Below are 26285 nucleotides of genomic sequence, written 5' to 3'. Positions count from 1 at the left end.
GGTTTTTAAATCCGATAAATGAATGTAAACTGTTTCGGCTATGAAAAAACTATACTTCTTCATCTTACTCTGTTTATTTTTCACTGACCAGGTGACTCAAGGCCAAACGGTAACTTTCGAGGAATACGACCCTCCTTCTTCCTTAGTAGTCCCAGAAAACCCCATTTTCAAGTCAAAATTTCCTTTTATAGACGTACACAGTCATCAGTGGCGCATGGGCGAACGAGACTTAAACAAGCTTGCATCAGAAATGGATGAACTGAATATGGGCTTAATGGTGAATTTATCAGGAGGCAGTGGAAAAGCCGTGGTCGACGCCATCAAAAACATCAAGGGAAATCAACCAAAGCGCTTTATAGTCTTTGCCAATACAAACTTTAATAACATCGATGATGACTGGGGTGCTCGTGCGGCCGCTCAACTAGAAAGAGATTATAATCAAGGAGCCCGGGGCTTAAAAATTTTCAAAAGCTTGGGCTTTTCAGTTAAAGACAAGGACGGTAACCGCGTAGCCGTAGATGACCCTCGTCTAGATCCTTTATGGGCTAAATGTGGTGAATTAGGCATTCCTGTTCTGATTCATACAGGCGATCCAAAACAGTTTTGGGAACCTTTCGATGCCAACAACGAAAGATGGTTAGAGTTAAAAACGCACCCTCGAAGAAAACGTGAAGACGACGACCCTGCTCCTTTCAAACAATTGATTCAAGAACAGCACAACGTTTTCAAAAAACATAAAAACACCATTTTTATAGCAGCTCATATGGGTTGGTATGCCAATGACTTGAATCATTTAGGAGAACTCTTAGATGCGATGCCTAATATGGTGGTAGAAATTGGTGCTGTAATCGCGGAGCTAGGCCGGCAGCCTCGTTTTGCTAAAGCATTTTTAGAAAAATATCAGGACAGAGTGCTGTTTGGAAAGGACGCTTACAACCCAGACGAGTACCCTACCTACTTTAGAGTTCTAGAGTCAGAAGACGAATATTTTCCATACTATAAAAGGTACCACGCCTTCTGGCGTATGTACGGTCTAGGCTTATCGGATAACGTCTTAAAAAAGATATACTATAAAAATGCCTTAAGGATAATACCTGGAATAGACTCAAGTATCTTTCCACAATAACTAAAAGTTCAGTCGTTAATTTTCCCGATTCAGAATATGAAAGCACTACTTTGGCCTAATCCGGTTCAATTTGAGCAACCAGCAGTATACGTTTGTAGTATGCATAGACAGAATCAATTAAGTAGGGAAATGGTCAGAGGCATATTACTCTTCATCGGCATCGTGGTTGGTTTGCTCATTATTAGCAATCAATCCAATGCGCAGAAAAACAGCTTTATCTATGGCAAAGTCACTACGATCAGTGGAGACGTTTACACTGGACCTATTAGGTGGGGTAGTAAAAATGCACAAAAAGCAGAGGTGTTTTGGGTAGAGGTATTCAATGGCACCAAAACATCGAACGACCTGCTGAAATATCTGTCAAAATCTGAAATCGAAGAACTTTCGCAAGGTGAAGAAAGCGGTGGATCTTGGTTAAATATTGATCTAGGTGTGCTAAGTATTTGGGCTGACAAATTTACTGATACCCCACATGAGTTTAAGGCCCGTTTTGGTGATCTAAAATCAATCGAGCCAGTAAAGAGAGATCGAGCCATGGTTACTTTCAAAAATGGCACCTCCATGGAGATCAAGGCTGGCAATAGTGAAGATATTGGAGGAAGTATTGGAGTTTACGATTTCGAGCTAGGCGAAGTAATGCTTTCGTGGGGCCGTGTTGAAAAAGTCGAGTTTATGGCTTCCCCTAAAACCCAAGAAGAAGGGTTTGGTAAACCGATCTATGGTGTTGTAAATGCGGGCAGAAAAGGAACTTTTAAAGGTCAAATCGAGTGGGATTCTGATGAGCGCTTCTTGGAAGAAGTATTAGACGGTAAGGATAGAGATGGCGACAAAAAGGTTCCTTTTAGAAGTATTCAAAAAATTGTAAAACAAAGAAATGGAGTTGATCTGACTCTAAAGTCTGGCCGATCGCTTTATCTCACGGGTAGCAATGACGTAAACAATGAAAACCGCGGTATAGTCGTAAACGACCCTGATGTTGGTCAAGTAAAGATTGCCTGGAGAGACTTCATTGAATTGAATATTTCGGATGACGAAAGCTTGCGCATGTCTTATGACGACTTTCTTCCTTCAAGAGGTCTTAATGCAAAAGTTATTACAATTCAAGGTGACGAATATGATGGTTTGATCGCATTTGATCTTGATGAAGCATACGAATTCGAACTGTTGGATGCCAACGACGATGAGGCTGAATTTCAAATAGTATTTAGAAACATTAAGAGCATTATTCCAAAGAATTATAACTACTCTATGGTAGAACTTAAAAACGGAGAAAGATTGTTACTTGGAGACCACAGAGATGTGAGCGAGAATAATGCCGGAGTCTTAGTTTTCCCTTCAAAAAATGCAGAGCCAATCTATATCAAATGGTCAAAGATCGACGAAATCATTTTTGATTAACTTGTATCCGTGACACTATCCAAAAAAATTAGAAACCAGTTGATCGTTAGCGTAGTGCTAACGGCTGCTGTTTTTATAACACTTTACGCTACAAACGCCGATAGAGAGCTCTATTTAACTGCAAGTTGGGTAGTTATCACACTTATATTGGTTTGGATTTCCAATCACTTTTTAACCAGAAAACTAGATAAAAGTATGCCATGGCTAGAACATGGCAATAAACGTTTCTATTGGCAATTGGGGGTGGGAATTCTTCTTTCACTCATTATTATTAACCTAAGCTACTTTATATTAAAACTAGGCCTAACAACCGATCCGCCTAATGAAGCGCAAATAGTATCGATGAATATTTTGGGGCTTCTAGTACTTTTACCTACCATTTCGATCAACTTCGGCATACAGTTTCTTAGCAACTGGAAGACAGCGCAGGTTAACTCTGAAACTTTTCAAAAAGAAACCATTCGGGCAGAGCTCACCACACTAAAAAACCACTTAGACCCACATTTTCTATTTAACAACTTGAACATTCTATCCTCATTGATTAGTGTGGATACTGAACTTTCTCAGACGTACTTAGAAAAATTTGCCGATGTTTACCGCAATATTCTCAAGAGTAGTAAAGAAGAACTAGTTACACTAAATGAAGAGCTTAGGTTTATCGCTTCTTACTTATACCTATTAGAAATCAGGTTCGAAGATACTATCCAGACTTTCATAGATATAGAAAGTAAATCTCACACGCTTTATCTGCCACCGCTAACGCTGCAAATGCTGATAGAAAACGCGATCAAACACAACATCATATCCGAAGTAAAACCTCTGAAAATCCATATTTCTTGTCAAAACGGTTATCTGACGATTAAAAACAACCTGAGAGAAAAACGTGTTGAAACTAGGAACAGTGGGAAAACCGGGCTGGATAACATTAAGAAAAGATATTCTTACTTTACCGATAAGGAAGTTCAGGTGTTTAAGAATCCCGATAACTTTATTGTTAAAATCCCTTTGGTAGACTTAGAGGCACAGTAAATTATGAATGTAGTTGTTTTTGAAGACGAAAAATTAGCCTCCGATCGATTGATCCAGCTTTTAAAGAGCCTGAAACCTGAGGCCGAAATTCTTGCGGCCATGAAATCAATCGAAGCGGCTGTATTATGGCTACAGAACAACGAACACCCCGACCTTATCATTAGCGATATACACCTACTGGATGGCTCGAGCTTTGAAATCTTCGATCAGGTTGAAGTAAAGACGCCTGTAATATTTACCACAGCTTATGACGAATACGCGATCAAAGCATTTGAGGTAAATAGTGTGGATTACATACTTAAACCTATTCAAAAAGAAAAGCTAGCGAGCGCACTCGACAAATACGATAACAGGCAAGCTTCCGAAGACAACAGCAAGATTGATATGGACGAAATTCGAGCTGTGATTTCAGGCGCCTCGAAAGAGTACAAATCTAGGTTTTTGGTAAAGCTAGGGCAGCGAATTAAAGCCATTCCTATAGAAAAGGTCGCTTATTTCTTCTCTCAAGATAAGCTTTCATACCTGGTCACTTTTGACAACCAGAAATTACCAATCGATCAGACCCTAGAAGAATTAGAATCACTCTTAGACCCCAAGCATTTCTACAGAGTAAACCGCAAGTTCTTCGTCCATTTTGATGCTGTCACAGACATTCACCCTTATTTCAAAGGTCGTGTCAAGCTTGGGTTGAACCCTGCTATCGATCAGGATATAGTGGTGAGTAGTGAGAAAACTCCTCTCTTCAAGCGTTGGTTAGACCAGTAAGCTGAATCAGGCTGTCGGATTCGGTATTAGGCGCGCCCGTTTCAGTTCAATAATGCCCCGATAGAACCCCTATTGATTTCATAACCTATCCGTTGTCTTCATATTTGACGTATCGAAAATGAGAAAACAACTAAAACATAAAAAGGTCATGAACTCAAAACTTAAAATCACTTTAATAGCAGTTTTCACTTTGGTAGGTTCCATGAGTGCTGTCGCTCAAGATGAAGCACTCATCTACGGAAAACTAACAACTATTGACGGTGATACATATACAGGTCAAATTAGATGGGGCGATGAAGAAGCCATGTGGGTGGACATCTTCAACGGCAACAAAGAAGACAACGAAAATTATAGATACTTATCTAGAGAAGACAGAAGAGAATTAAGGAACAGGGAAAGAAGAAGCTGGAATGGTTTCAACATCAGTTGGAACAGCAACAGCAACTACGAAACCACTCACGAGTTCCAAGCACAATTCGGTAACATCTCTAAAATAGAGATTAACAGAAGGTCTGAAGTAAAGATGACCATGCGTGATGGCGAAACGGTTTATGTGAAAGATGGATCGAATGACTTCAACACGACGGTTCACATTATGGACAAAGAGCTAGGTAAAAGTTCTTTCAGATGGAGTAGAATTGAAACAATCGAATTCATGGATACACCATCAAAACTTGATGAAACCATGGGCGCTCCTCTTTACGGTACAGTTGAAATTTACGGTGGTGAGTATACTGGATTTATCGAGTGGGATCACGACGAAAGAATATCAACTGACATCCTAGATGGCGATACTAGAGATGGTGACGTGAAAATCGAATTCGGCAAGCTTAAGTCAATTGAAAGAGAACGTAGTGGCAGTAACGTAATCACTAAATCAGGTAGAGAGTTATACTTGAGAGGTTCTAACGACGTAAATGGTGAAAATAGAGGAATCATTGTGAGTACCGACTTTGGTCAAGTTGATATTCCATGGAGAGATTTCAAAAAAGTAACTTTTAAAGATGCGCCGAAAACCGTTCAAAACTACAAGAGTTTTGCCAACCTAAAGAGACTATCTGGTACAGTAACAACTGTAGATGGTGAAACATTAAGCGGAGATATCACTTACGATTTAGACGAAGCTTACTCTTATGAAATGCTTCAGGGAAAAGATGACGATGTTGAATTCATCATCACCATGGGCAGTATCAAAAGCATTACTCCAAAAAATTATGATTACTCGAGCGTAGTACTGAAAAATGGTACAGAGCTATTAATCGGAGATGCTCGAGATGTAAACGAAGACAACGACGGTGTACTAGTATTCTCAGGAAGTGGAGATCCTAAGTACATAGCATGGGAAGACGTTAAGTCAATCACTTTTAACTAAAAAACTCAGGGCTGAGCCCAAAAGTCAAAAACAATTCTTCATAAGTCAATTGCTGAAGGTCGCGTTTGGTCACGCGGCCTTTTTTATTTTGATTGATAATATTTTATAATTCAGGGAGAATATATTCTGCCTATATTTATGTTTAATATCTTTATCAATAGAAAGGACCATTATGAAGTTTGTTCTAAGTAGGCTCTTGACGTGGGTCCTATTCATATCAATCTGCACGACCTCAATCAAGGGCCAAGGTTGGAGTAGTGTGGTTTACGGATTTAAAGATGCTCACTTACATGAACACACATTCATGGTTGATGACTTTACTGACTTGAGACTATCATTAGTTTTTAGGAAAACAGACAATGGCAGCATAAAGCTTGACACCATAGTGAGTACATTAACAGGCCTGCTCATCGGAATTGAAGTATTCCACCAAGGTCTTCAGTTAACGCAGAACTCGAAGGAAAACACCGTTTATTGGTCTCTACCTGTTTCATTAAGAATAAGCGGGTTAAACATTGTTGAAAGTTTATTCATCAAAGGTGAGCTTAATGCCTTTTTCACGGATGGCTCAAACCAACCTGAGATTGAAAGCTTTATCTATAACAAGCCTGAAATTGGTGGTTCATTTATTTTCGTGAGAAAACTATATGTCTATCAGTTCTTTCTTATGATAGTTTCATTTTTCTTAATGTCCTTTCATAGGAACATCAACAGGATTTGGCTGTTCATTGTGCTTTTCATTACCCCTGTTATTGGACCCACGATTTATATTTTGAATCGGATTACAAAAGCTTTACTGGTTATTAGAAACAGAATAAAAACTTCGAATGCTGTAAATATTCGATAAAAGACATGAGTAAACTCCATTACCCCACCGATCATTCATTGATAGGTTTTTTCCAAAATAATGACATTTCCCAAACAGTAGAGGTCAACGCAGTAGAGCCACAATTCAATAATATAGTCATTGCGGTAATGATCATCCTATTTATGATCTGGTTTGCCGTATTGAATATTGGTTTACAGAAAATCGGTGTTTCTATACCCAAGGTTGTGGGTAAGTTTTTCAAAGATTTAAAACAGCTACTTCAGTCTAAAAGCTAAATAGGAAATAGAAGAAAAGAACAATCCAAACAGCATCTGCAAAATGCCAAAAGTCTGTTAGAATCTTTAGCTTAACCTTCTGGTACGGGTTCGTGGAATACATTAGATGCTTGACTGCATCTTGTGATGTTTTATGGCATTCTAGCAAAAGAACAACCGCGAAAATCATAACGCCTGCCATATGTAAAACATGTAAGCCAGAAATAACATATAAATAAGCCCCAGACCGATGCCCAGTAAACAGGATATTATAAGACTGTAGCTCCTTCCATCCCGTGAGTTGGGATAGCGAGAAAGCAAAACCCAGCAAAAGAGTAAAGCCAAGCCACTTCTTTACCTCATCTAAATCGTCCTTTTCATAGGCTGGTAAAACCTTCGAAACCGTAAAACTCGATAGCAGTAAAACGAACGTACTGATGATAAAAGACTTTGGGAAGTTAATCGTCAGAAAATCAGCGTCAGCAGGCCTAGATACAGTAAATGCCACTATAGTGAAAAGAAAAATAATGGCACTCCCAATCATACTCACATAGAGCAATACCATGTGAGGATGCATGCTTTCAATACGTTTGAAAGCCTCTTTTCTTAAGTCAACACGCCGCTTTTCCTTTTTCATTCGCCGTTCGTAACAACTAGATAAACGAAAGGGTTTAGTTTAGCAACAATTATTTCTTTCAAAGGCAATTAACGCCTCATGTGCTTAAGACCAAAATATACTACATTTGCTGCCCACTCTAGCGAGATTCATTGAAGGTTAAAGATTTCATAAAGGTTTATAAAGAGGATGCGCTTATTCAGACCATTGCGGAAAGAATAAAGCCAAATCAGTCGTCAAGGCTTAGGCTTAAGGGACTGGTAGGCAGCCTGGATGCTGTAGTGGCGGCGGCCACTTATCAGCTGACAAAGCAGACGAATGTCTTTGTACTTCACGATAAAGAGGAGGCTGCCTATTTCCATAATGACCTTCAAAATTTAATGGGAGAAAAAGAGGTTCTCCTCTTCCCAACTTCTTATAAACGCCCTTACCAATTCGATGAGACCGAAAATGCCAACATTTTAATGCGGGCAGAAATTCTCAATAGAATTAACCACAAAGCCTCTACAGGTGAACTAGTGGTGACTTATCCGGAAGCCCTCACCGAAAAGGTTATTAACAAAAAAGCACTTTCTAGTAATACGTTTTCTGCCAAGGTAGGCGAACAGCTTGACGTTGCCTTCCTTTCGGATCTCTTGGCGACTTATGATTTTGAGAAAAATGACTTTGTTTATGAAGCAGGTCAATTTTCAGTGCGTGGTGGCATTGTAGACGTATATTCCTATGCCCACGACTTACCTTATAGAATTGAGCTTTTCGGCAATGAAATAGAAAGCATTAGAACTTTCGACCCAGTCTCCCAGCTGAGTGAAGACAGCATTAAGGAAATCAACATTATTCCTAACGTGCAAACCAGATTATTAGAAGAGACTAGGCAGTCTTTTCCAAGCTTTCTGCCAAACAATACTAAAATCTGGTTCAAGGATTATCAACAAACCCTTGATACCATAGATAAGTACTTTGCCAAAGCGACAGAAAACTTCGACGAAGTACTGTCAGTAACAGATACGCAAGTCGTCTTAAGCCCGAGCTCTTTATTCGAGAATGCTGATTCTTTCATTTCCGATATTCACGGTTATGCACAAGTGGAGTTTGGCAGTAGGAACTACATGCAACCTGATTTTGCTTTCGATTTCGACGTAGAGGCACAGCAATCTTTCAATAAGAACTTTGATAAGATTACTGAAAACCTAGGGAAATGGCAGTTACAAAACACAATGCTATGTATCGCTGCCGAATCACTCAATCAGATCAACAGGCTGGAAACTATCTTTCTGGAGCTTGATCCAACCCTCAAGATCCAGTCTTTGAACATCGGACTTCGGCAAGGCTTTATTGATAAAACCAGGGAGGTTCTTTGCTACACAGATCATCAACTTTTTGATCGTTTTCACAAGTACAAAACCAAAACAAAACACTCTAAGTCAAAGGCCCTTACGCTAAAAGAGCTACGATCGCTCCAGCCAGGAGACTATGTTACCCATATAGATCATGGCGTCGGCCGTTTTGTGGGTATGGAAAAAAAGGAGGTCAACGGAAAGCTCCAAGAATCCATTAGGCTGGTTTATCGCGATGATGATTTGCTCTATGTCAGTTTACACGCTCTGCACAAAATATCTAAATATACGGGCAAAGAGGGCATGGCGCCGTCCATGAGTAAACTGGGTAGCCCAGAATGGGAAAACAAAAAGAAACGGGTTAAGGGAAAAGTAAAAGACATTGCCAAGGATCTGATCAGTCTTTATTCGAAAAGAAAAAATGCCCCTGGTTTCGCTTTCTCCCAAGATGGCTTTCTACAGGCCGAACTCGAATCTTCCTTTATTTACGAAGACACACCAGACCAAGCCCTAGCAACAGAACATGTTAAACATGACATGGAGCTTTCGCACCCAATGGACAGATTGGTTTGTGGCGATGTCGGTTTTGGCAAGACGGAAGTAGCAATTCGTGCCGCCTTTAAAGCCGCAGTGAACGGAAAACAAGTCGCAGTACTTGTGCCAACAACTATCTTGGCCATGCAGCACTACAGGACCTTTGCCGAGCGCTTGAGCAACTTCCCAATTAAGGTAGAATACATCAACCGATTTAAGACAGCCAAAGAAATAAGAGAGACTTTAGAACGGGTAAAAGAGGGTAAAACCGAAATACTGATCGGTACGCATAGAATTGTCAACAAAGACGTGTCTTTCAAAGATTTAGGCCTATTAGTAATTGACGAGGAACAGAAGTTCGGTGTAAAGGTGAAAGACAAGTTGAAAGAATTTAGGGTCAATGTTGACGTACTAACGCTCACAGCGACACCAATTCCGAGAACACTTCATTTTTCACTCATGGGTGCTCGAGATTTGAGCGTGATTGCCACTCCTCCACCAAATAGGCAGCCAGTAACCACCGAGATTCATTCTTTTAACGAGGTCATCATGAGAGACGCAATTAGCTTTGAGCTGAGGCGTGGTGGTCAAGTTTTCGTAGTTCACAATCGAATCAACGATATAGAGCAAATCGGTAATATTATTCTAAAATTAGTCCCAGATGCCCGAATCGGTATTGCCCATGGCCAAATGGACGGAAGCGTTTTAGAAAAGCGTATGGTCAAGTTCATCGAAGGTGAATATGACGTACTCGTTTCAACAAATATCATTGAATCAGGCCTGGATATTCCGAATGCCAATACGATCATTATCAATCATGCACACATGTTCGGTCTTTCTGATTTGCACCAAATGCGAGGTCGTGTAGGACGATCTAACCGAAAGGCTTTCTGCTATCTATTGACTCCTCCTACCATTGGACTTACAAGCGAAGCCAGAAAAAGGCTCAGTGCATTAGAGGAATTTTCTGATTTAGGTGATGGCTTTAAGGTGGCCATGCGCGACTTAGATATCCGCGGTGCGGGTAATTTACTCGGGGCCGAACAAAGTGGTTTTATTTCGGACCTTGGTTTCGACATGTACCATAAAATCCTGGATGAGGCTGTTCAAGAACTAAAAGAAAATGAGTTCAAGTCTCTTTTTGAGAAAGATCTGGTAAAAGAGGCCGCTAAAATTGTGGCCCAAGACTGTACCATTGAAACGGATTTGGAAATCCTGATTCCTGACTCCTATGTTTCCAACATATCCGAAAGACTCAGCCTTTATTCTAAGTTGGATAGTATTAAAAATGAAGAAAAGCTTCAGGAGTTCATCAATAACATTCAGGATAGGTTTGGTAACCTACCTACAGCTGTGGTTGACTTAGTGGAAACCGTCAGGTTAAGGTGGCTGGCCGAACAGCTCGGTTTCGAAAAGGTAGTTTTGAAAAACGAGGCTATGAAATGCTATTTCCTTCCGTCGGACAACGAGGCATACTTCCAATCTCCCACATTTGGAAAAATCCTTGCCTTCGTTCAAAAAAGACCGAAAACCAGCAAAATGAAGGAGTACAAAACAAGGCTAATCTTAACCTTCAACGAAATTAAGTCCGTGGACGAAGGAAAAGCGCTCCTCAATCAGATGCTAGCACCGTAGCATAATTCTCTAAAAAGGTGCTAGATTGTTCCAAATAAGCGTTTATCGTATTGTAGATAATTCTTAAGTGAAACCTGAGCGTAAGCACGTGCGGTAGAACTTCCTTAGGATTCGGTTCGGTCATTTGACCTACAAACCCTCCCATAATATCGAACATCTTAGTGCCATGTTCACTGTAAAAGTCTTGCGCGGCATAAATATCCGCCAAGTCCATATGCTGTTCCATGCTCAAAAAAGCCAAGGATTGGTTGATTTCAGCTACCTCCATGGCAGAACTGTTTAGAAATGATAGGCTAAAACCAGCACTAAAAGTCTCGGGCTTTTTATCCTCACTTACGTCTTCAACCCATTTTTGTATAAACGCCAAATCCTTTGCGATTTTGGCAGAGTCTCGCTTGAGTTGTTCTTCATTATGCTCTACTTCGAGCACTATATTTTTAAATGTCTTTTTCGCGAGCTGTTCGTTCAAATAGTTTTGTCGGAGTTCGCTCAACGACATGGCCAATATCACCGCTACTACGATAGAAGTGAATTCTAGAACCGCTCTTTTTGCATTTAATTTCATTAGAAACTCATCAACTCCTTAAACTTCAGGGTCTGTCTTCTTGAAACGTCAATTTCCTCTCCACCTTTCAGGTAAATTCGTAAACTTCCGCTAAACCAAGGCTCTATTCTTTCAATCCACTTTAGGTTAATGATTTGCTGTCTGTTTGCTCTAAAGAACGTTTTGTCATCTAATCGAGATTCTAAATAGTTCAACGTTCTGGTGATCATCGGCTTAGATGTGTCGAAGTAAACCGTTGTATAATTACCACTTACCTCAAATAACCTTATATCCGATAACTGCACGAACCAACATCTCTCACCATCCTTCACAAACACTTGATCGTGGATCGTCAATAAATTGTCATTGTTTTCATTCTGGTCCGCTTCTTTCTTCTTGATCTTGTCGAAAACCTTCGCTACAGACCCAGCTAATCGCTGCTTTTGTACTGGCTTAACCAAATAGTCAAGTGCATTATATTCAAAAGCTTTCAGCGCATGTTCGTCGTAAGCCGTAGAGAAGATTACTTCTGGCAACACCTCTAGTTCTTCTAGCAACTGAAAACCATTTTTTCCAGGCATTTGAATATCCAGAAAAATCAAATCTGGTTTTAACTCACCAATCTTTTCTTTGGCTTCATCGGCACTAGCAGCCTCACCAATGATCTGAACATTGTCAAATTCCTTCAAAAGCCTTTTTAACTCGTTTCTTGCTAACCTTGAATCGTCTATAATTAGTGTTTTCATGCCTTAATTTATCTATTACTTAAATGGTATCCTTACTGTAGCGCACACCATTTGTTCGTTCATATTTTCAACTGCTAACCGAGCTTCCTGCCCATACAAAAGTCTCAATCGCTCTCTGGAATTACTTATCCCTATTCCACGACGTTTCTTTTTACCCTCTACAGAGGCCTTCATATTCAACTGACCCGTGTTTTTCACATAAATACTCATGCTTTCCTCATCAATTCGAGTGGAAACAATGATCTCTCCGCCATCAGGAAGGTTATTTATACTGTGCTTTATAGCGTTTTCAACCAATGTTTGAATGATCATCGGAGGAATTAATACTTCTTTTGCCTCCTCATCTATGTTAAAACTATACCGTAGCCTCTCTTCCAGTTGGATGGCTTCCAAATTCAGGTAGTCTTCCACCACTTCCAATTCCTTTTCTAAAGAAACCTTCTCGTACTGATCGAATTGAATGGAAAACCGTAACAAGTCTGATAAATGAGTGATAGAGTCACGTGCCCGGTCGGCATCTTCAACTACAAGGGACCTAATATTATTTAAACTATTAAAAATAAAGTGTGGATTGATTTGAGCCTTAAGCGTACTTAGTTCTGCATCCTTTACAGACGCCGAAAGCTTCCATTTTTCAATTTCCATCTCACGCGCCTTCAGAATGAACTGATAGGCAAAATATATGGCCGACCAACTGATAAAGTAGATGGTATTGCTAATAACAAAGCTTATGGCAAATACTATGATTCGGTTTCCAGAGTATGAATCCAAAGTAGCTTGTCTTATGATTTCTTGGGTTGACTCGTCTAAGCCGTCAATTTCTGGAACACTTAGCAGTTTATCGAGCAATGCCGGGTGCGTAACGGCCAGTACTGTAATAATACCCACCACGATTAGTAGACTTAGTACGGAAAGTACAATTCCCTGTACTACACTGGCAACGAATACCTTGGGAACGAGGACTGGTACACGCAAGTCCTTCCAATTCCTTTTTTTGACATAAACTCGGTACCGATGACTCACAAATACGGCTAAAAATACTATCGCCGTATTGATAACCAAGGCAGGTAATGTCGGAAGGAGCAATACCATTACAAGGAAACTGGTAAGCATAAGTCCGCCCCAGCCTCCAAACTGTAGCAGCCAATACAGTTTAGTTTTGTTCATAATTCAAATAAAGAATATTCTTACCGATCGTCGTTTATCTGTTGACTGAAAGGTCATATGGAATGACCAAGTGACATATATGCGGTTTAATTTTACAATGTTAGGCAGTGAAAGTACGTTATTCGTTCACCAATACAATTTTAGTAACTAACAATAAGTTAAACAGATACAATTTCCTGCACTCCCTGAAAATAAGCGTTATAAAAATGCGTTTTGAACATTGAATCAGGTTTTTGGTTTTGTGACATTATGACTATAGCTGTATATTAGCACGTTCAACTTTCACCTGAGAATACAAAATATTAAAAAATGAAAAATCTAGTAGGTTTCATAAAAGTAGGTTCCTTGGGACTTCTGATTATGTTTTCAGTAAGTGCCTGCTCTATTTTTGGTAAGAAGCAAAGAGTAAGTAGCACAACAGGTGCTGCTTATGGTACCAGAAAGAGCAACCTCGGTTTTAAGCCTTATGACGACAGAAGACTTCCGAACCCTCCGGGAATGGTGTATGTACAAGGAGGTAGAACTGTTCTAGGTTCTTTTGAAGAGGACCTTTATGGCTCTAGGGATAACATAGAAAGAACGGTAACAGTCAATTCTTTCTGGATGGATGAAACTGAAATCACAAACTCTCAATGGAGAGAATATGTGTTCTACCAATACAACCCTCAGGTATTAGATCTTCCGAAGAATATTGAAATTGAAAATCCTAACTCCAAGGGTGCTGCGGATTTAGCCGAGCCACCAGAGCCATTCTTACCTGATTATACTGGACCTACGCACAGCATTAGTAGTCCAAAAATGATGGAAGATATTATACCTGATGATAACGTTTGGACGAGTAGCTTTTCATTTAACGATGTTTATGCGGAAAATTACTACAGTAACCCAGGTTACAATGATTATCCCGTAGTAGGTGTTTCTTGGAGACAAGTGGTTGATTTCGCTAAATGGCGTACGGACAATGTAAACCTTAGCCTCATCTTTGAAATGGACTTTGAAGATCTTCCATTGGCTTTCCAAGAAGAGTTCATCGTAATCAACGAAACTACTGGTGATCCAGAATTGGCCATTGGTGGACAAATAATCGGGGATAACAACGGTGAAAAGCAAGTAATCTCTGTAGAAGACTTTGATGATTTCCAACAAGAGGTTGTCGAATTCATCAACGATCCACTAAACAAGCGTGAGTTTATAGAAAGAGGTATTTACTTACCGCAATTCCGTCTTCCAAATGAGGCAGAATGGGAATATGCAGCAAAAGCAACTATCGGTACGGTATACTTAGATGAAAATGAAGAGTATGGTCGTATTTACCCTTGGGATGGCAGAAGTACGCGAAACCCGTTTGGTAAGCGTAGAGGAAAGCAATTAGCCAACTTTAAAAGAGGCCGAGGAGATTATGCCGGTATCGCAGGAAACACGAATAACGATGGTTCGTCAATTCCAGAAAAAGTAGGCCAAAGAGAACCAAACGATTTCAACCTATTTAACATGGCTGGAAACGTGAGTGAGTGGGTTTTCGACACCTATCGACCACTTTCTTTTGGAGAGTTTGATGATTTAAACCCCGTGAGAAAAGATGGTACTGGCGACTCAGAAGAAAACTATGGCTGGCAATCGAGCCAAGTGGCTGATAGTATCTCTTACAACCCTCAACTAGAGTACCGATCGCTAGTAAATGATCGCTCAAAAGTCTACAAAGGTGGTTCTTGGAAAGATGTTGCCTACTGGATGGCTCCTGGTACGAGAAGGTTTACCGATATGGACCGAGCAAGCAGTACGATCGGATTCCGTTGTGCAATGATTTCAATCGGAGACGACATCAAGAAATAATTAAAGAAACGATCAAAGAAGCACTAGCCTACTCGGTTAGTGCTTTTTTTATTTCAACCCACCTATAGTAGCGATACTAATCGCCTTTGGATTAGCCTTTTCCAATGATTCAATGCAAGCGATAAGCGTTGAACCAGTAGTCACAACATCATCAACTAATAGAATTCTTTTTCCTTCAAAAGAATGCCCATCTATTACCGAAAAGACATCATCCACACTCGCAATACGGTTAATTTTTGATTGCTTAGTAAGGGAATCAATGTGTTTCTTTTTTACGAATTCACTCGTATTCATTGGTACACTTAAGGCCTTCGATAAACCCATCGCAAAATACTCGCTTTGATTATAACCTCTAGTTTGAAGCCTTTTATGATGTATAGGCACCGGCACAATGATATCAAACTCCCCTTCAAAACCAGCTAAGGCCAGTTCATTACCATATCTACTGCCCAATTCCTCGCCTATTCCTGGCTGATCGCCATACTTTAATGCCTTGAGAATCTTCTGCACCAAACCGTGTTTATTGAAATAGCAATAGACCAAAACATGCTCTAACCTGACAATACCTGAAAATTTATTTTCAAACTCAGGAACTTCGAGCTGGTGAGAATTGGTTTTCGGTAAATTGTAAAGACATTTGGGACAAATATATTTGTTGCTTGATGGCAACAGGTCTTCGCAACCCACACACAAGTTTGGGTAGAGTAAAGACAAAAATTCTGAAAAGTATGATACCAAAGTCCTTTTCAATAAAAGTTAATTAGAGTAGAAAGTAGTCAAATCATGAGTATAGTTCAAGAATTCAACGAATACAGGACTAAAATGAATGAAAAGATTCTTGAAGAAGATAACAAAGTTCTCAAGAGGCTTTTCAATTTAGATACCAACGCCTTTGCTGAGGGAGCTTTGGATGTTAAAACAAAAGAGGTTGTCGGTTTGGCTAGTTCTATGGTGCTGCGCTGCGACGACTGCGTACGCTATCACCTAGGTAAATGCCATGAAGTGGGCGTCACCACACAGCAAGTATTCGAAATATTTTCAATCGCCAATTTGATCGGAGGTACTATTGTAATTCCTCATTTGCGAAGAGCAGTAGAATACTGGGAGCAACTCCAGAAAGAAGGGTAATATGTACAAAAAGGATTTAGACCTTCAAAGAAAGTGGGTAAAGCTAATGAGTACATTGGCCTCTACTATCGGTAAAAGGCCTAAAGACTTGAACAGCGTCCTCTTTCTGATCGGTGTACAAGAACTTGGAAAAGGAAAGCAAACATTTTCAAAGGAGGAAAAGCAAGACTTAATGCACATTGCCATTTGTAAAGTCTTGAGTTACTCAGGATATTACGAAATAGAGGGGCTGGATGAAGATGGTTGGCCACATTGGAAACCTTTAAAAAAGCTTCCCCGCTTCGACTTACTAGATCAAGAAAAGCTCTTGAAAATGAATGTTCTCGAGTATTTCGAAAATGAGTACGACCTAATTATAACCCTATGAAAATTATATCCTACAACGTAAACGGTATTCGTGCAGCGCTAAAGAAAGGTTTTACAGAATGGCTCGCTCAGGAAAATCCTGATATTCTTTGTTTACAAGAGCTCAAAGCGCACCCGGATCAAATTGAGCCATTTTACAAGGAACTAGGCTATGAAATGTATACAGAAACGGCCGATAAAAAGGGATATAGTGGCGTAGCGATTCTAACCAAAGAAACTCCAAAAAACGTAGCGATCGGCTGTGATAATCCCTTATACGATACCGAAGGAAGAGTTATTAGGGCAGATTTCGAAGACTTTTCAGTCATGTCAGTATATATGCCAAGTGGAACGAGTGGTGATATTAGACAGGACTTTAAATATGACTGGCTCGACTTTTTTTACGAATACGCCTTGGAGCTGAAAAAGACACACCCGAATCTGGTACTATGCGGGGATTATAACATTGCCCATACCGAAATAGATATTCACAACCCTGTTTCTAACAAAAAGTCCTCTGGGTTTCTTCCTGAAGAAAGGGCCTGGTTAACAAAATTCATAGACGCGGGGTTTATCGATAGTTTTAGGGTTTTTAATGACCAACCTCATCATTATTCATGGTGGAGTTACCGAGCGAACGCACGGGCAAATAACAAGGGTTGGAGAATTGACTACAACATGGTTTCTGAAGAAATGTCTTCAAGACTAAAAGGGGCTCATATACTTCCTGAAGCTAAACACTCCGATCACTGCCCGATTGTGGTAGAAATTGACTGATTTAGTCGTATATTTTCCTGTTTATCAATTGTTTCACAATCCTTTGACGCTAATTTGCGTAATTAGAGTGTAGATAAATTCTTTTATAAAGTATGGGTTCGAATGAAGCACTTAAAAATCAACTGAATTCCTATAAAGCCAAGTTTTATAAGAATAAAGCGATTAAGGGTGCCATTGTGTTCGGTGCATTGCTGATTCTTTCTTTCCTACTCATAAATACCATAGAATACTCTGGCCGACTTGGAAACGCAGGCAGGGCAATACTTCTCTACGGTTTTATACTGCTAAACTTTGCCGTACTCTATAGTAAGGTCATTAAAAACTTAATGCTTTTAAATAAAAGCGGCGATCAACTCAGTAATGAAGAAGCGGCGGAGCAAATTGGTAAGCATTTCCCTGAGGTTTCTGATAAGCTTCTGAATATCATACAGTTAGAGTCTCTTTCTGATAAAGATAATGAGTTATTACAAGCGAGTATAAGGCAAAAAAGCACTGAAATACAGCACATACCGTTTGTCAATGCAATTGACTTAAAGGCGAACCGGAAATACTTAAGATACATTTATGCCCCCGGATCAATTGTGGTTTTACTTCTTCTGTTCTTACCGCAATTTATAACTGAAAGTTCCACTAGAATCATCAACTACAACAACGATTTTCAACCAGAAGCACCATTCAAGTTTCTCGTTCAAAATAATCAGCTAAATGGATTTAAAGATGAGCCATTTACTATTGATATTAACACTGAAGGGCGATCGAACCCTGAAAATGTTTTTGTGGTCATCAACGAGCGAAAAATCAAAGCAGAGAAAATAAATGCTGATGAGTTTAGCTACAAAATCAATCGCCTTCGGCAGAAAACCACGTTTAAGTTAGAATCTGAAGGGGTATTATCAGAAGAATACACCATTGATGTCTTCGAAAGACCAAGTATCTCACTCTTTAATATAGACCTTGATTTCCCTGAGTATACCAAAATAAAAGATGAGCAAGTACAGAATTCTGGAAACCTGACTGTTCCAGAGGGTACCAACATTCGATGGATATTTAATACGAAAGAAACAGAATCGTTAGCTATCAACTTCGATAGTGACAGCTTGAACCTTGCAGGTGATAAGAAGGCAAATGATGTATTTGAGGTAAACAAAACACTTTCCAAATCGAGCGCATATTCCATTCAACTCCAAAACCAATATAGCGGAAATAAAGACTCTCTGCTCTTTCAAGTAGAAGTGATAAAAGATCGGTTTCCAGAAATTAACCTAGATCAATTCCAAGACACAGTACTTTATAAGAACGTTGTACTGGGCGGAAAAATCAAAGATGACTATGGTTTCAACAGACTTACCTTCCACTATTCATACGACGATTCTAATTATGAATTTATCAGCATACCGATTAATAAGTCATTAAACGATCAGAGTTACTATCACATTTTCACATTAGATTCTGCTAAAATTCAAGCTGGTAGCGAGCTGAAATATTACATGCAAATATCTGATAATGATGCAGTTAATGGGTCGAAAACTAACAGAAGTGCGACATACAGTTTCAAAATTCCTTCAAAAGAAGAGCTCGAGGAAGAAATCGAAAAGAGCAGTCAACAAATTCAGCAAAAGGTTGATGAAAGTCTAAAGCAAGCGGAAGAACTTAACCGAAAGATCGAAGAAGCTGATGAACGCTTAAAAACCAAGAAGGAAATGGATTGGCAGGATGAAAAGCTAATGCAGGAGATTCTTGATCAAAAAGAGAAGCTCGCGCAACAGATGGAGCAACTGAAAAAAGAGAATGAACTGAATAATTCAAAGCAAAATCAGTTTCAGCCGCAAAGTGAAGAGCTTAAACAAAAGATGAAGCAGCTTCAAGACATTATGAATAATGTTCTTGACGATGAGTTGAAGAAAATGTATGATGAACTCAGAGAACTACTCGAAGAAAACGCTGATATTGAGGAGTTTAGGGATCAAATGCAAGACTTGAGAGAAAACAGTCAAAACCTTGAAGAAGACCTTGAAAGAACGCTTGAGTTGTTTAAAAAACTGGAGTTCGACAAAAAGCTAGAAAATAGCATTGAGGATCTTGAAGAAGAAATCGAAGACCAAGAGGAGCTCTCTAAAGAGACAGAATCTGGGGAAAAGAGCAATGAAGAATTGGCTGACGAACAAGAAAAAGCGCTTGAAGACTTAGAAAAATTAGAAGAGGAACTCAAAAAACTGGAAGAACTTAATCAAGAGAGAAAAAACCCAGACCCGCTACCTGACGATCTAGATGAACAGTTAGAAGACATTAAGGAAGAGCAGGAAAAAGCTCAAGAATCCTTGGAGGAAGAAAGTAGCGAGGAAGAAAACGGTGAAAAAGAAGAGGAGAACGAAGAAGGTGAGCAGGGAGAGGAACAAGAATCTAAAGAAGGACAGCAAAAGCAATCACAAAGCAGACAAAACGCAGCTAAATCCCAGAAACGAGCCACTGGTAAGATGCAAGAGCTAAAACAAAGCCTTGAAAACATGCAGAGTGCCGCTCAAATGGAACAACAACAAGAAAACCTAGAGCACCTTAGAGACCTAGTCGATAACCTTGTGACGCTTTCGTTTAACCAAGAAAACTTGATGAATGAGTTCAAGGAGATTCGGCAAAGTGACCCTCGCTATGTTAAACTATCTCAAGACCAGCTCAAACTACAGGATGACTCGAAAATTATCCAGGATAGTTTAGTCTCTTTATCACAAAGAGTATTTCAAATCTCCTCTTTTGTAATGAAAGAGTTAGCCGCTATGAATTTTCAAATGTCAGGTGCGGTAGAAACGCTGAAAGAAAAGAGAATCAGTCAAGCCGTTGGTAAACAGCAATTTGCAATGACTTCTATTAATAACTTAGCTCTTTTGTTAGATGATATTGTTCAACAAATGCAAGAACAAATGGCTAATCAAATGATGAGCCCTGGTAACGGAAAGAAAGGAAACAAAAATAAGCCACAAATGGGCGGTCTTAGTGATCTACAGCGACAATTAAGCGAACAGATTAAAGAGCTTAAAGAAAGTGGAAAAACTGGACGGCAGCTCTCAGAAGAATTGGCTCAATTAGCATCACAGCAAGAAAGGTTAAGAAATGCACTCGAAAATTTTGAAACCGGACTTGATGGAAATAAATTGGGCGAGAAGATCGATAAGTTGATCGATCAGATGGAAGAAAACGAATGGGATTTAATCAATAAGAATATTACTGATGAAACTGTTCAGCGCCAACAAGAAATGTTAACAAGGCTACTTGAAGCTGAAAACTCCATTCAAGAGAGAGGTGAGGATGATGAAAGAAAAGGCCGTAGTGCCGAGAACTACGAACTTTCCATTCCTGAGTCACTTAATGAGTATTTAAAAGCTAAAGAAAAAGAGATAGAACTATTAAGAACTATTCCAGCAAAACTCAATCCCTACTACAAGAAGGAAACCAGTAAATACTTTAAGAAGATTAAGGAAAACAATTGATCACTTTCAATGAAGAACATTAGTATCCAGATACCGTCCATGGTCGAAAATATCCGCATCGTCGAGAGCTTTGTTGATAACGCCAAAGAAGTATACAGCTTGACAGATGACCTTTATGGAAATATCATGATCGCAGTGATAGAATCTGTCAATAATGCCATCATACACGGAAACAAATTAGATAAAGACAAACTTGTCTCCTTAAATGCCAATTTAAGCGACGAACAAATAGTTTTTAATATCAGTGATGAAGGTGCAGGATTCGACCATCACGAATTACCAGACCCAACAGCCCCAGAGAACATTGAAAACGTTGGTGGCCGGGGGATTTTCCTAATCAAGCATTTAGCTGACGAAGTAGACTTTCAACAAGAGGGGCGAAACTTACAACTCACATTCTACCTTAGTTAATTAATGCCAGAGATCAACTTCTTTACTGAAGAAGTCAACTTCGAACTCAAACACAAAAAGATTATACGACAATGGCTTCATGACGTTTCCGCGTCAAACGGTCAAACCATTGATGCTCTGAATTACATATATTGTTCAGACAACTATTTACTAGACGTCAACCAACAATACCTAAATCACGATTACTTTACTGACATCATCACGTTTGATAATCGCGATGACCTCTCAGCTCCAATTTCTGCTGACCTATTTATTTCTCTAGATCGAGTTAAAGACAACGCTTCTAAACAAGACGCCCAATTTGAGCATGAACTACACAGGGTTATGGTCCATGGCTTACTTCATCTGTTGGGTCAAAACGACAAGTCACCTGAAGAACAAAAAGAGATGACCAAAAGAGAAGAAGACTCTTTATCTTTGCTTCACATTTGAAAGACACTCACATGTTCCACGTGAAACATTACAACACAATTTGATGTTCCACGTGGAACACATGTTTTAAATCATGCATTCAAACTACGATATTATTGTTGTCGGTGCCGGTCATGCTGGTTGCGAAGCGGCGTATTCTAGTGCCAAAATGGGTTCAAAGGTTCTATTAATTACCATGAACATGAATACCATTGCACAAATGTCTTGCAACCCAGCAATGGGTGGCGTAGCTAAAGGCCAAATTGTACGAGAAATAGATGCGCTTGGTGGTATGTCTGGTATCATCTCCGACAAGTCGATGATTCAATTCCGCATGCTCAATAAATCCAAAGGTCCAGCCATGTGGAGCCCACGAACTCAAAACGACCGCATGAGGTTTGCCGAAGAATGGCGTTTGGCGCTTGAAAGCAATCACAATGTAGACTTCTGGCAAGAAATGGTGACTAATATTTTGTTAGAAGGAGATAAGGTTGTTGGGGTCAAGACTAGTATGGGTATAGAGTTTCATGCTGATGCAGTAATACTTACGTCTGGGACATTTTTGAATGGAGTGATACATATTGGTGAAAAACAGTTTGGAGGTGGTCGAACGGGTGAAAAAGCATCAACTGGAATAACTGAGCAACTAGTTACTCTAGGTTTTGAGGCTGGCAGAATGAAAACGGGTACTCCTCCCAGAGTAGACGGCAGATCATTAGATTATTCTAAAATGGAGGAACAAGCTGGTGATGAGTTAGCAGAGAAATTCTCTTTCTCAACAGAAACTAAACCTTTAGAGGAACAACGAAGCTGTTATATCACTTATACAAATCCAGAGGTCCATACGGAACTTGAAAAGGGTTTTGAGAAATCCCCCATGTTTAACGGCCGAATCCAAGGCCTGGGGCCCAGATACTGCCCATCGATAGAGGATAAAATCAATAGGTTCGCAGAACGTAACAGACACCAAATCTTTGTGGAACCAGAGGGTTGGAATACCGTAGAAATCTACGTTAATGGATTTTCAACCTCGCTTCCAGAAGACATTCAATACAAAGCACTGACGAAAGTGCCTGGCTTTGAAAACGTAAAAATGTTTAGGCCCGGATATGCAATCGAGTACGATTACTTTCCACCTACTCAACTAAAGAACACCCTTGAAACAAAGATCATTGAGAATCTTTTCTTTGCGGGACAAATTAATGGTACTACTGGGTATGAAGAAGCTGCCTGCCAAGGATTAATGGCTGGGATAAATGCTCATGAAAAAATTAATGGTAAACCTGAATTCATATTAAATAGGGCTGAAGCTTACATTGGTGTGCTCATAGATGACTTAATCAATAAGGGTACCGATGAACCTTACAGAATGTTTACATCGCGCGCAGAGCATAGGATTTTACTTAGGCAAGACAACGCTGACATTAGACTAACCGAAAAGGGACATTCCATTGGGTTGGCAACTGATGAACGTTTAGCACAAATGAAGAACCGTTCTCAAGACCTTCATAAGCTACTCAATGATTTGGAGCAGAAGAAAGTAAACCCTAACGACATCAATGAACTTCTAGATCAATTGAATTCTGCCCCTATTAAGCATCGCTCTTCCGTTAAAAAGCTAATTAAAAGACCTCAAGTCCATATCAATGATTTACTTCATATTAACGAAGACTATTCATCTTACTTTGCTAAGTATGATAAAGCGACACTAGAAGGCGCTGATATCTACATTAAGTATGAGGACTATATTGATAAAGAGACTAAACTGGCAGAACGTGTCATCCAACTAGAGGGGTTGGTTATCAGGGACAGTATGGATTTCGACAAGATCACTGCACTCTCGTCTGAAGCCAAAGAAAAACTGGGTAAAATAAGACCGAAGACGATTGGCCAGGCATCAAGAATTAGCGGTGTTTCCCCCGCAGATATTTCAGTACTGATGGTACATATGGGCAGATGATAACAGAAACAATCCATTCATGTTACTTGTGCGGAAACAACGAGCTAATCAGCGATCGGTTAGTTGAAGATCACTATGGTAGTGGAGAGCGTTTTCAGCTTACTAGATGCAAAGTATGCGACACTATCTACACAAATCCCAGACCAAGTAAAGATAAAATCATAACATACTATAAATCAAATAGTTACGTGTCTCATGGTGATAAAATCAACCCAATTTTTGACACTATATACAAATCGGTTCAATCCTTAAACTTTAGATCGAAGAGAGGTATTTTGGAAAAGTATACACTAGCTAAAAACCATCTAGATTATGGCTGTGGCAGTGGTGCTTTCCTTAACTACTTAACCAAACATAAATGGAATGTAGAAGGTGTCGAGCCGGACTCAACCGCCAGAGCATTTGCTCAAGAGAAGTATCAACTAAATATTCTCCCTGATACTGATTCAATAGATCCACAAACCAATTTTTCGTCAATCAGTCTATTTCATGTTCTAGAACATGTTCATGACTTAGAGAATACACTTAACGATCTTATCAATCAATTAGACGAGAATGGAATACTGCTTTTAGCGCTCCCTAATTTTCATAGTAATGATGCACAGCACTATCAAGAGTATTGGGCTGGTTATGACGTGCCGCGACATTTATACCATTTCTCTCAAAAGAGTATTCATCAATTGAGTAAAACATTTGGTCTGAATATTGTTGCAACACACCCCATGAAGTTCGACAGTTACTATGTAAGTCTATTATCTGAACAATATAAAACCGGAAGTAAAAAGTATCTATCTGCATTTAGAAGAGGTTACATTTCAAATCGAATGGCTAAGCGAAATGGAGAGTTTAGTAGTTTAATATATATACTTAGCAAATGACCACTACCCATCGGTTCATAGCCTTAATAATCATTGCCAACCTATGTGCAGTTTCTTGCGCACGCATCATTTCTCCAACAGGAGGGCCTGAAGATGAAAAAGGTCCAGAGTTGATATCATCGAACCCAAAGGCAGGAGAGACGGGTTATTCAGGTAATACACTCATTTTTTCTTTTGATGAAAGAGTACAAGCCAGATCACTGGAAACCGATCTAGTAATTACACCAAAGCCCAAAGGATCATTCAGATCAAAGATTACCAAAAATACGGTTACCTTAACCTTCTTTGAACCTTTTGAGGACAGCACAACCTATAGCATAAACTTTGCGAACAGCATTCAAGATGTTACCAATAACAATCCAGCAATAGGTATTGGCATAAGTTTTTCTACTGGACCATACATTGATTCTTTATCTATTGCTGGTAATGTAAAGAACCTTTACAACCAAGAACCTGTTGAAAACGCCTTGGTTTCTCTGTATCAACTTCAAGATTCTTTGGACATTATAAAAGGCTCGGCATCCTACTACAGTAAAACAGATTCACTTGGAAATTATACTTTTCAGAACCTTCCTAGCGGTTCTTTCCGAATATATTCTGTAAGGGATAAAAACAATAATGGTATTGCAGATACAGATAAAGAACAATACGGATTTTATGCTGATACTCTAGAGTTAAGCAATTCATTGGAAGGTATAGATATGACTCTTCAGAATCTAAGCACAGAAGACCTTAGAACTGTTTCTGCCAGATCTTTCGGTACCTATTACGATATTACATTTAACAAAGCTATTGAAGACTTCAAAATCCTATCTGGTCAGGAATTGATCTATCATCCTTTTAGTGAAGAAAAAATACGCTTCTATAATACCAGTCGTACCTTTGAGGATACCACCCAACTCATTTACTCGGTAAAAGATTCACTTAATTTCACCTTAGTAGATACTGCAGATTTTTACTTTGTGGAATCAAAACTATCCAAAACTAATTTCACTTATCAATTCACTGAGAGTTCACCAGGAATCTTAGACATAGACACCTTAAGCATTGAATTTACTAAACCAGTACTCACTATAAACGCTGATAGCCTCAACTTCATTAGAGATAGTGTTAATATTATTAGTCTAGACACGAGTCTCTTTCAATGGAATGAATACCGAACAGAAGTCAAATATCCAGTTACTGCTGAAACAATGTTTTCTACCAATTCTCAAAGCGCCATTTTCGACATTAGATCAGCGGCTTTTATATCAGTTGATCTAGACAGCTCTAAGGGTCAACAGAAGACAATCACTAAATTGTTAGCAGAAAATACAGCTACCATCAGCGGTACGGTTACATCATCATCCAATAACGTTCTAGTTCAACTTCTTGATAGTCGAACACTAAATGTAATTAAGCAGAGCACAGAGAAAAATTTCACTTTTCCATACATACCAGCTGGACGATACCAAGTGAGAGTTATTAAAGACATTAATGGAAACGGAAAATGGGACATAGCTAACATACTTACAAATTCCGTATCTGAACCAGCTAAATTCTATTTTGATGACTTCTATAATACGAAGATTATAGAGGTAAGAAAGAACTGGGAACAGACAGATGTAAACGTGATTTTCTAGTTTAATCTTCGAAGTATAAGTTGTGGATATCTGTATGACTTATGTCAATTAATCCACTTAATCTATATACCTGTGACCATACCAAA

Annotated in this window: 23 protein-coding genes; 18 read left to right on the top strand and 5 right to left on the bottom strand. The window is 39.3% G+C overall.

Annotation, left to right across the window (positions count from 1 at the left end; genetic code table 11):
• Positions 1 to 40 precede the first annotated feature (40 nt).
• The 7 genes from BFP71_RS05460 (at position 41) to BFP71_RS05430 (ending at position 6794) form a co-directional block, all read left to right on the top strand.
• A complete protein-coding gene (locus BFP71_RS05460) occupies positions 41 to 1126 on the top strand; it encodes an amidohydrolase family protein (protein ID WP_069834416.1) in 1086 nt (361 codons plus the stop codon).
• Positions 1127 to 1162: 36 nt separating this feature from the next.
• Positions 1163 to 2524, top strand: coding sequence for a hypothetical protein (locus BFP71_RS05455; protein ID WP_069834415.1), 1362 nt, complete (start codon positions 1163 to 1165; stop codon positions 2522 to 2524).
• 9 nt (positions 2525 to 2533) lie between these two features.
• Positions 2534 to 3553 carry a sensor histidine kinase gene (locus tag BFP71_RS05450; RefSeq protein ID WP_088124884.1) on the top strand — a complete coding sequence of 340 codons (1020 nt, stop codon included), beginning with the start codon at positions 2534 to 2536 and terminating at the stop codon, positions 3551 to 3553.
• A gap of 3 nt (positions 3554 to 3556) precedes the next feature.
• Positions 3557 to 4318 (top strand): LytR/AlgR family response regulator transcription factor, encoded by a 762-nt coding sequence (locus BFP71_RS05445; RefSeq protein ID WP_069834414.1) that lies wholly within the window; start codon positions 3557 to 3559, stop codon positions 4316 to 4318.
• 148 nt (positions 4319 to 4466) lie between these two features.
• On the top strand, positions 4467 to 5690 hold the full coding sequence (locus BFP71_RS05440) for a hypothetical protein (RefSeq protein WP_141719683.1): 1224 nt from the start codon (positions 4467 to 4469) through the stop codon (positions 5688 to 5690).
• Between the two features lie 172 nt (positions 5691 to 5862).
• Positions 5863 to 6537: a hypothetical protein gene (locus BFP71_RS05435; protein ID WP_141719682.1), complete on the top strand. Its 675-nt coding sequence runs from the start codon at positions 5863 to 5865 to the stop codon at positions 6535 to 6537.
• 5 nt (positions 6538 to 6542) lie between these two features.
• On the top strand, positions 6543 to 6794 hold the full coding sequence (locus BFP71_RS05430; RefSeq protein ID WP_069834411.1) for a hypothetical protein: 252 nt from the start codon (positions 6543 to 6545) through the stop codon (positions 6792 to 6794).
• Here BFP71_RS05430 and BFP71_RS05425 read toward each other — a convergent pair.
• Positions 6784 to 7410 (bottom strand): cytochrome c oxidase subunit 3, encoded by a 627-nt coding sequence (locus tag BFP71_RS05425; protein WP_069834410.1) that lies wholly within the window; start codon positions 7408 to 7410, stop codon positions 6784 to 6786. The genes BFP71_RS05430 and BFP71_RS05425 overlap by 11 nt on opposite strands.
• Positions 7411 to 7541: 131 nt before the next feature.
• Here BFP71_RS05425 and mfd point away from each other — a divergent pair, with 131 nt between their 5' ends.
• Positions 7542 to 10895, top strand: coding sequence for a transcription-repair coupling factor (gene mfd / locus BFP71_RS05420; protein ID WP_069834409.1), 3354 nt, complete (start codon positions 7542 to 7544; stop codon positions 10893 to 10895).
• Here the strand turns inward: mfd and BFP71_RS05415 are convergent.
• Genes BFP71_RS05415 through BFP71_RS05405 form a run of 3 tightly spaced genes read right to left on the bottom strand, consistent with a single transcriptional unit; the run spans position 10873 to position 13352 of the window.
• Positions 10873 to 11460, bottom strand: a complete 588-nt coding sequence (locus tag BFP71_RS05415) for a hypothetical protein (RefSeq protein ID WP_069834408.1) — start codon at positions 11458 to 11460, stop codon at positions 10873 to 10875. The genes mfd and BFP71_RS05415 overlap by 23 nt on opposite strands.
• Entirely contained in the window at positions 11460 to 12185 is a 726-nt protein-coding gene (locus BFP71_RS05410; RefSeq protein WP_069834407.1) for a LytR/AlgR family response regulator transcription factor, read from the bottom strand. The genes BFP71_RS05415 and BFP71_RS05410 overlap by 1 nt, the downstream gene beginning before the upstream one ends.
• Before the next feature lie 15 nt (positions 12186 to 12200).
• Positions 12201 to 13352: a sensor histidine kinase gene (locus BFP71_RS05405; RefSeq protein ID WP_069834406.1), complete on the bottom strand. Its 1152-nt coding sequence runs from the start codon at positions 13350 to 13352 to the stop codon at positions 12201 to 12203.
• A gap of 309 nt (positions 13353 to 13661) precedes the next feature.
• On the opposite strand from BFP71_RS05405, the gene BFP71_RS05400 reads away from it, so the two are divergent.
• Positions 13662 to 15185 carry an SUMF1/EgtB/PvdO family nonheme iron enzyme gene (locus BFP71_RS05400; RefSeq protein WP_069834405.1) on the top strand — a complete coding sequence of 508 codons (1524 nt, stop codon included), beginning with the start codon at positions 13662 to 13664 and terminating at the stop codon, positions 15183 to 15185.
• A 48-nt stretch (positions 15186 to 15233) separates the two neighbouring features.
• Here the strand turns inward: BFP71_RS05400 and BFP71_RS05395 are convergent, their stop codons facing one another.
• Entirely contained in the window at positions 15234 to 15695 is a 462-nt protein-coding gene (locus BFP71_RS05395; protein WP_141719681.1) for a ComF family protein, read from the bottom strand.
• A gap of 273 nt (positions 15696 to 15968) precedes the next feature.
• Here BFP71_RS05395 and BFP71_RS05390 point away from each other — a divergent pair, with 273 nt between their 5' ends.
• The 9 genes from BFP71_RS05390 (at position 15969) to BFP71_RS05350 (ending at position 26199) form a co-directional block, all read left to right on the top strand.
• Entirely contained in the window at positions 15969 to 16313 is a 345-nt protein-coding gene (locus BFP71_RS05390; protein WP_069834404.1) for a carboxymuconolactone decarboxylase family protein, read from the top strand.
• Between the two features lies 1 nt (position 16314).
• Positions 16315 to 16680 carry a hypothetical protein gene (locus tag BFP71_RS05385; RefSeq protein ID WP_069834403.1) on the top strand — a complete coding sequence of 122 codons (366 nt, stop codon included), beginning with the start codon at positions 16315 to 16317 and terminating at the stop codon, positions 16678 to 16680.
• Entirely contained in the window at positions 16677 to 17435 is a 759-nt protein-coding gene (locus tag BFP71_RS05380; RefSeq protein WP_069834402.1) for an exodeoxyribonuclease III, read from the top strand. The genes BFP71_RS05385 and BFP71_RS05380 overlap by 4 nt, the downstream gene beginning before the upstream one ends.
• Before the next feature lie 92 nt (positions 17436 to 17527).
• Positions 17528 to 20917, top strand: a complete 3390-nt coding sequence (locus BFP71_RS05375) for a coiled-coil domain-containing protein (RefSeq protein ID WP_069834401.1) — start codon at positions 17528 to 17530, stop codon at positions 20915 to 20917.
• Positions 20918 to 20926: 9 nt separating this feature from the next.
• A complete protein-coding gene (locus tag BFP71_RS05370) occupies positions 20927 to 21328 on the top strand; it encodes an ATP-binding protein (RefSeq protein ID WP_069834400.1) in 402 nt (133 codons plus the stop codon).
• Between the two features lie 3 nt (positions 21329 to 21331).
• Entirely contained in the window at positions 21332 to 21760 is a 429-nt protein-coding gene (gene ybeY, locus BFP71_RS05365) for an rRNA maturation RNase YbeY (protein ID WP_069834399.1), read from the top strand.
• Positions 21761 to 21833: 73 nt separating this feature from the next.
• Positions 21834 to 23699 (top strand): tRNA uridine-5-carboxymethylaminomethyl(34) synthesis enzyme MnmG, encoded by a 1866-nt coding sequence (gene mnmG, locus BFP71_RS05360; protein WP_069834398.1) that lies wholly within the window; start codon positions 21834 to 21836, stop codon positions 23697 to 23699.
• The gene (locus BFP71_RS05355) at positions 23696 to 24577 is read left to right on the top strand and encodes a class I SAM-dependent methyltransferase (RefSeq protein ID WP_069834397.1); all 882 of its coding nucleotides are present in this window, start codon (positions 23696 to 23698) and stop codon (positions 24575 to 24577) included. Before mnmG ends, BFP71_RS05355 begins: the two co-directional genes overlap by 4 nt.
• Positions 24574 to 26199, top strand: coding sequence for an Ig-like domain-containing protein (locus BFP71_RS05350; protein ID WP_069834396.1), 1626 nt, complete (start codon positions 24574 to 24576; stop codon positions 26197 to 26199). The genes BFP71_RS05355 and BFP71_RS05350 overlap by 4 nt, the downstream gene beginning before the upstream one ends.
• Positions 26200 to 26285: the final 86 nt, after the last annotated feature.

Source organism: Roseivirga misakiensis (assembly GCF_001747105.1).
In the GTDB taxonomy this organism is placed as follows: domain Bacteria; phylum Bacteroidota; class Bacteroidia; order Cytophagales; family Cyclobacteriaceae; genus Roseivirga; species Roseivirga misakiensis.
Note: the sequence above shows the minus strand (reverse complement) of the source record. Positions and strands in the feature narration are given on the sequence as shown.

Bases quoted from the DNA above. Each gene is read 5' to 3' on its own strand.
- BFP71_RS05385 (WP_069834403.1), top strand. From the start codon at position 16,315: ATGTACAAAAAGGATTTAGACCTTCAAAGAAAGTGGGTAAAGCTAATG.
- BFP71_RS05370 (WP_069834400.1), top strand. From the start codon at position 20,927: ATGAAGAACATTAGTATCCAGATACCGTCCATGGTCGAAAATATCCGC.
- BFP71_RS05425 (WP_069834410.1), bottom strand. From the start codon at position 7,410: ATGAAAAAGGAAAAGCGGCGTGTTGACTTAAGAAAAGAGGCTTTCAAA.
- BFP71_RS05400 (WP_069834405.1), top strand. From the start codon at position 13,662: ATGAAAAATCTAGTAGGTTTCATAAAAGTAGGTTCCTTGGGACTTCTG.
- BFP71_RS05455 (WP_069834415.1), top strand. From the start codon at position 1,163: ATGAAAGCACTACTTTGGCCTAATCCGGTTCAATTTGAGCAACCAGCA.
- BFP71_RS05445 (WP_069834414.1), top strand. From the start codon at position 3,557: ATGAATGTAGTTGTTTTTGAAGACGAAAAATTAGCCTCCGATCGATTG.
- BFP71_RS05405 (WP_069834406.1), bottom strand. From the start codon at position 13,352: ATGAACAAAACTAAACTGTATTGGCTGCTACAGTTTGGAGGCTGGGGC.
- BFP71_RS05375 (WP_069834401.1), top strand. From the start codon at position 17,528: ATGGGTTCGAATGAAGCACTTAAAAATCAACTGAATTCCTATAAAGCC.
- BFP71_RS05430 (WP_069834411.1), top strand. From the start codon at position 6,543: ATGAGTAAACTCCATTACCCCACCGATCATTCATTGATAGGTTTTTTC.
- BFP71_RS05355 (WP_069834397.1), top strand. From the start codon at position 23,696: ATGATAACAGAAACAATCCATTCATGTTACTTGTGCGGAAACAACGAG.
- ybeY (WP_069834399.1), top strand. From the start codon at position 21,332: ATGCCAGAGATCAACTTCTTTACTGAAGAAGTCAACTTCGAACTCAAA.
- BFP71_RS05435 (WP_141719682.1), top strand. From the start codon at position 5,863: ATGAAGTTTGTTCTAAGTAGGCTCTTGACGTGGGTCCTATTCATATCA.
- BFP71_RS05350 (WP_069834396.1), top strand. From the start codon at position 24,574: ATGACCACTACCCATCGGTTCATAGCCTTAATAATCATTGCCAACCTA.
- BFP71_RS05460 (WP_069834416.1), top strand. From the start codon at position 41: ATGAAAAAACTATACTTCTTCATCTTACTCTGTTTATTTTTCACTGAC.
- BFP71_RS05380 (WP_069834402.1), top strand. From the start codon at position 16,677: ATGAAAATTATATCCTACAACGTAAACGGTATTCGTGCAGCGCTAAAG.
- BFP71_RS05390 (WP_069834404.1), top strand. From the start codon at position 15,969: ATGAGTATAGTTCAAGAATTCAACGAATACAGGACTAAAATGAATGAA.
- mnmG (WP_069834398.1), top strand. From the start codon at position 21,834: ATGCATTCAAACTACGATATTATTGTTGTCGGTGCCGGTCATGCTGGT.
- BFP71_RS05440 (WP_141719683.1), top strand. From the start codon at position 4,467: ATGAACTCAAAACTTAAAATCACTTTAATAGCAGTTTTCACTTTGGTA.
- BFP71_RS05410 (WP_069834407.1), bottom strand. From the start codon at position 12,185: ATGAAAACACTAATTATAGACGATTCAAGGTTAGCAAGAAACGAGTTA.
- BFP71_RS05415 (WP_069834408.1), bottom strand. From the start codon at position 11,460: ATGAAATTAAATGCAAAAAGAGCGGTTCTAGAATTCACTTCTATCGTA.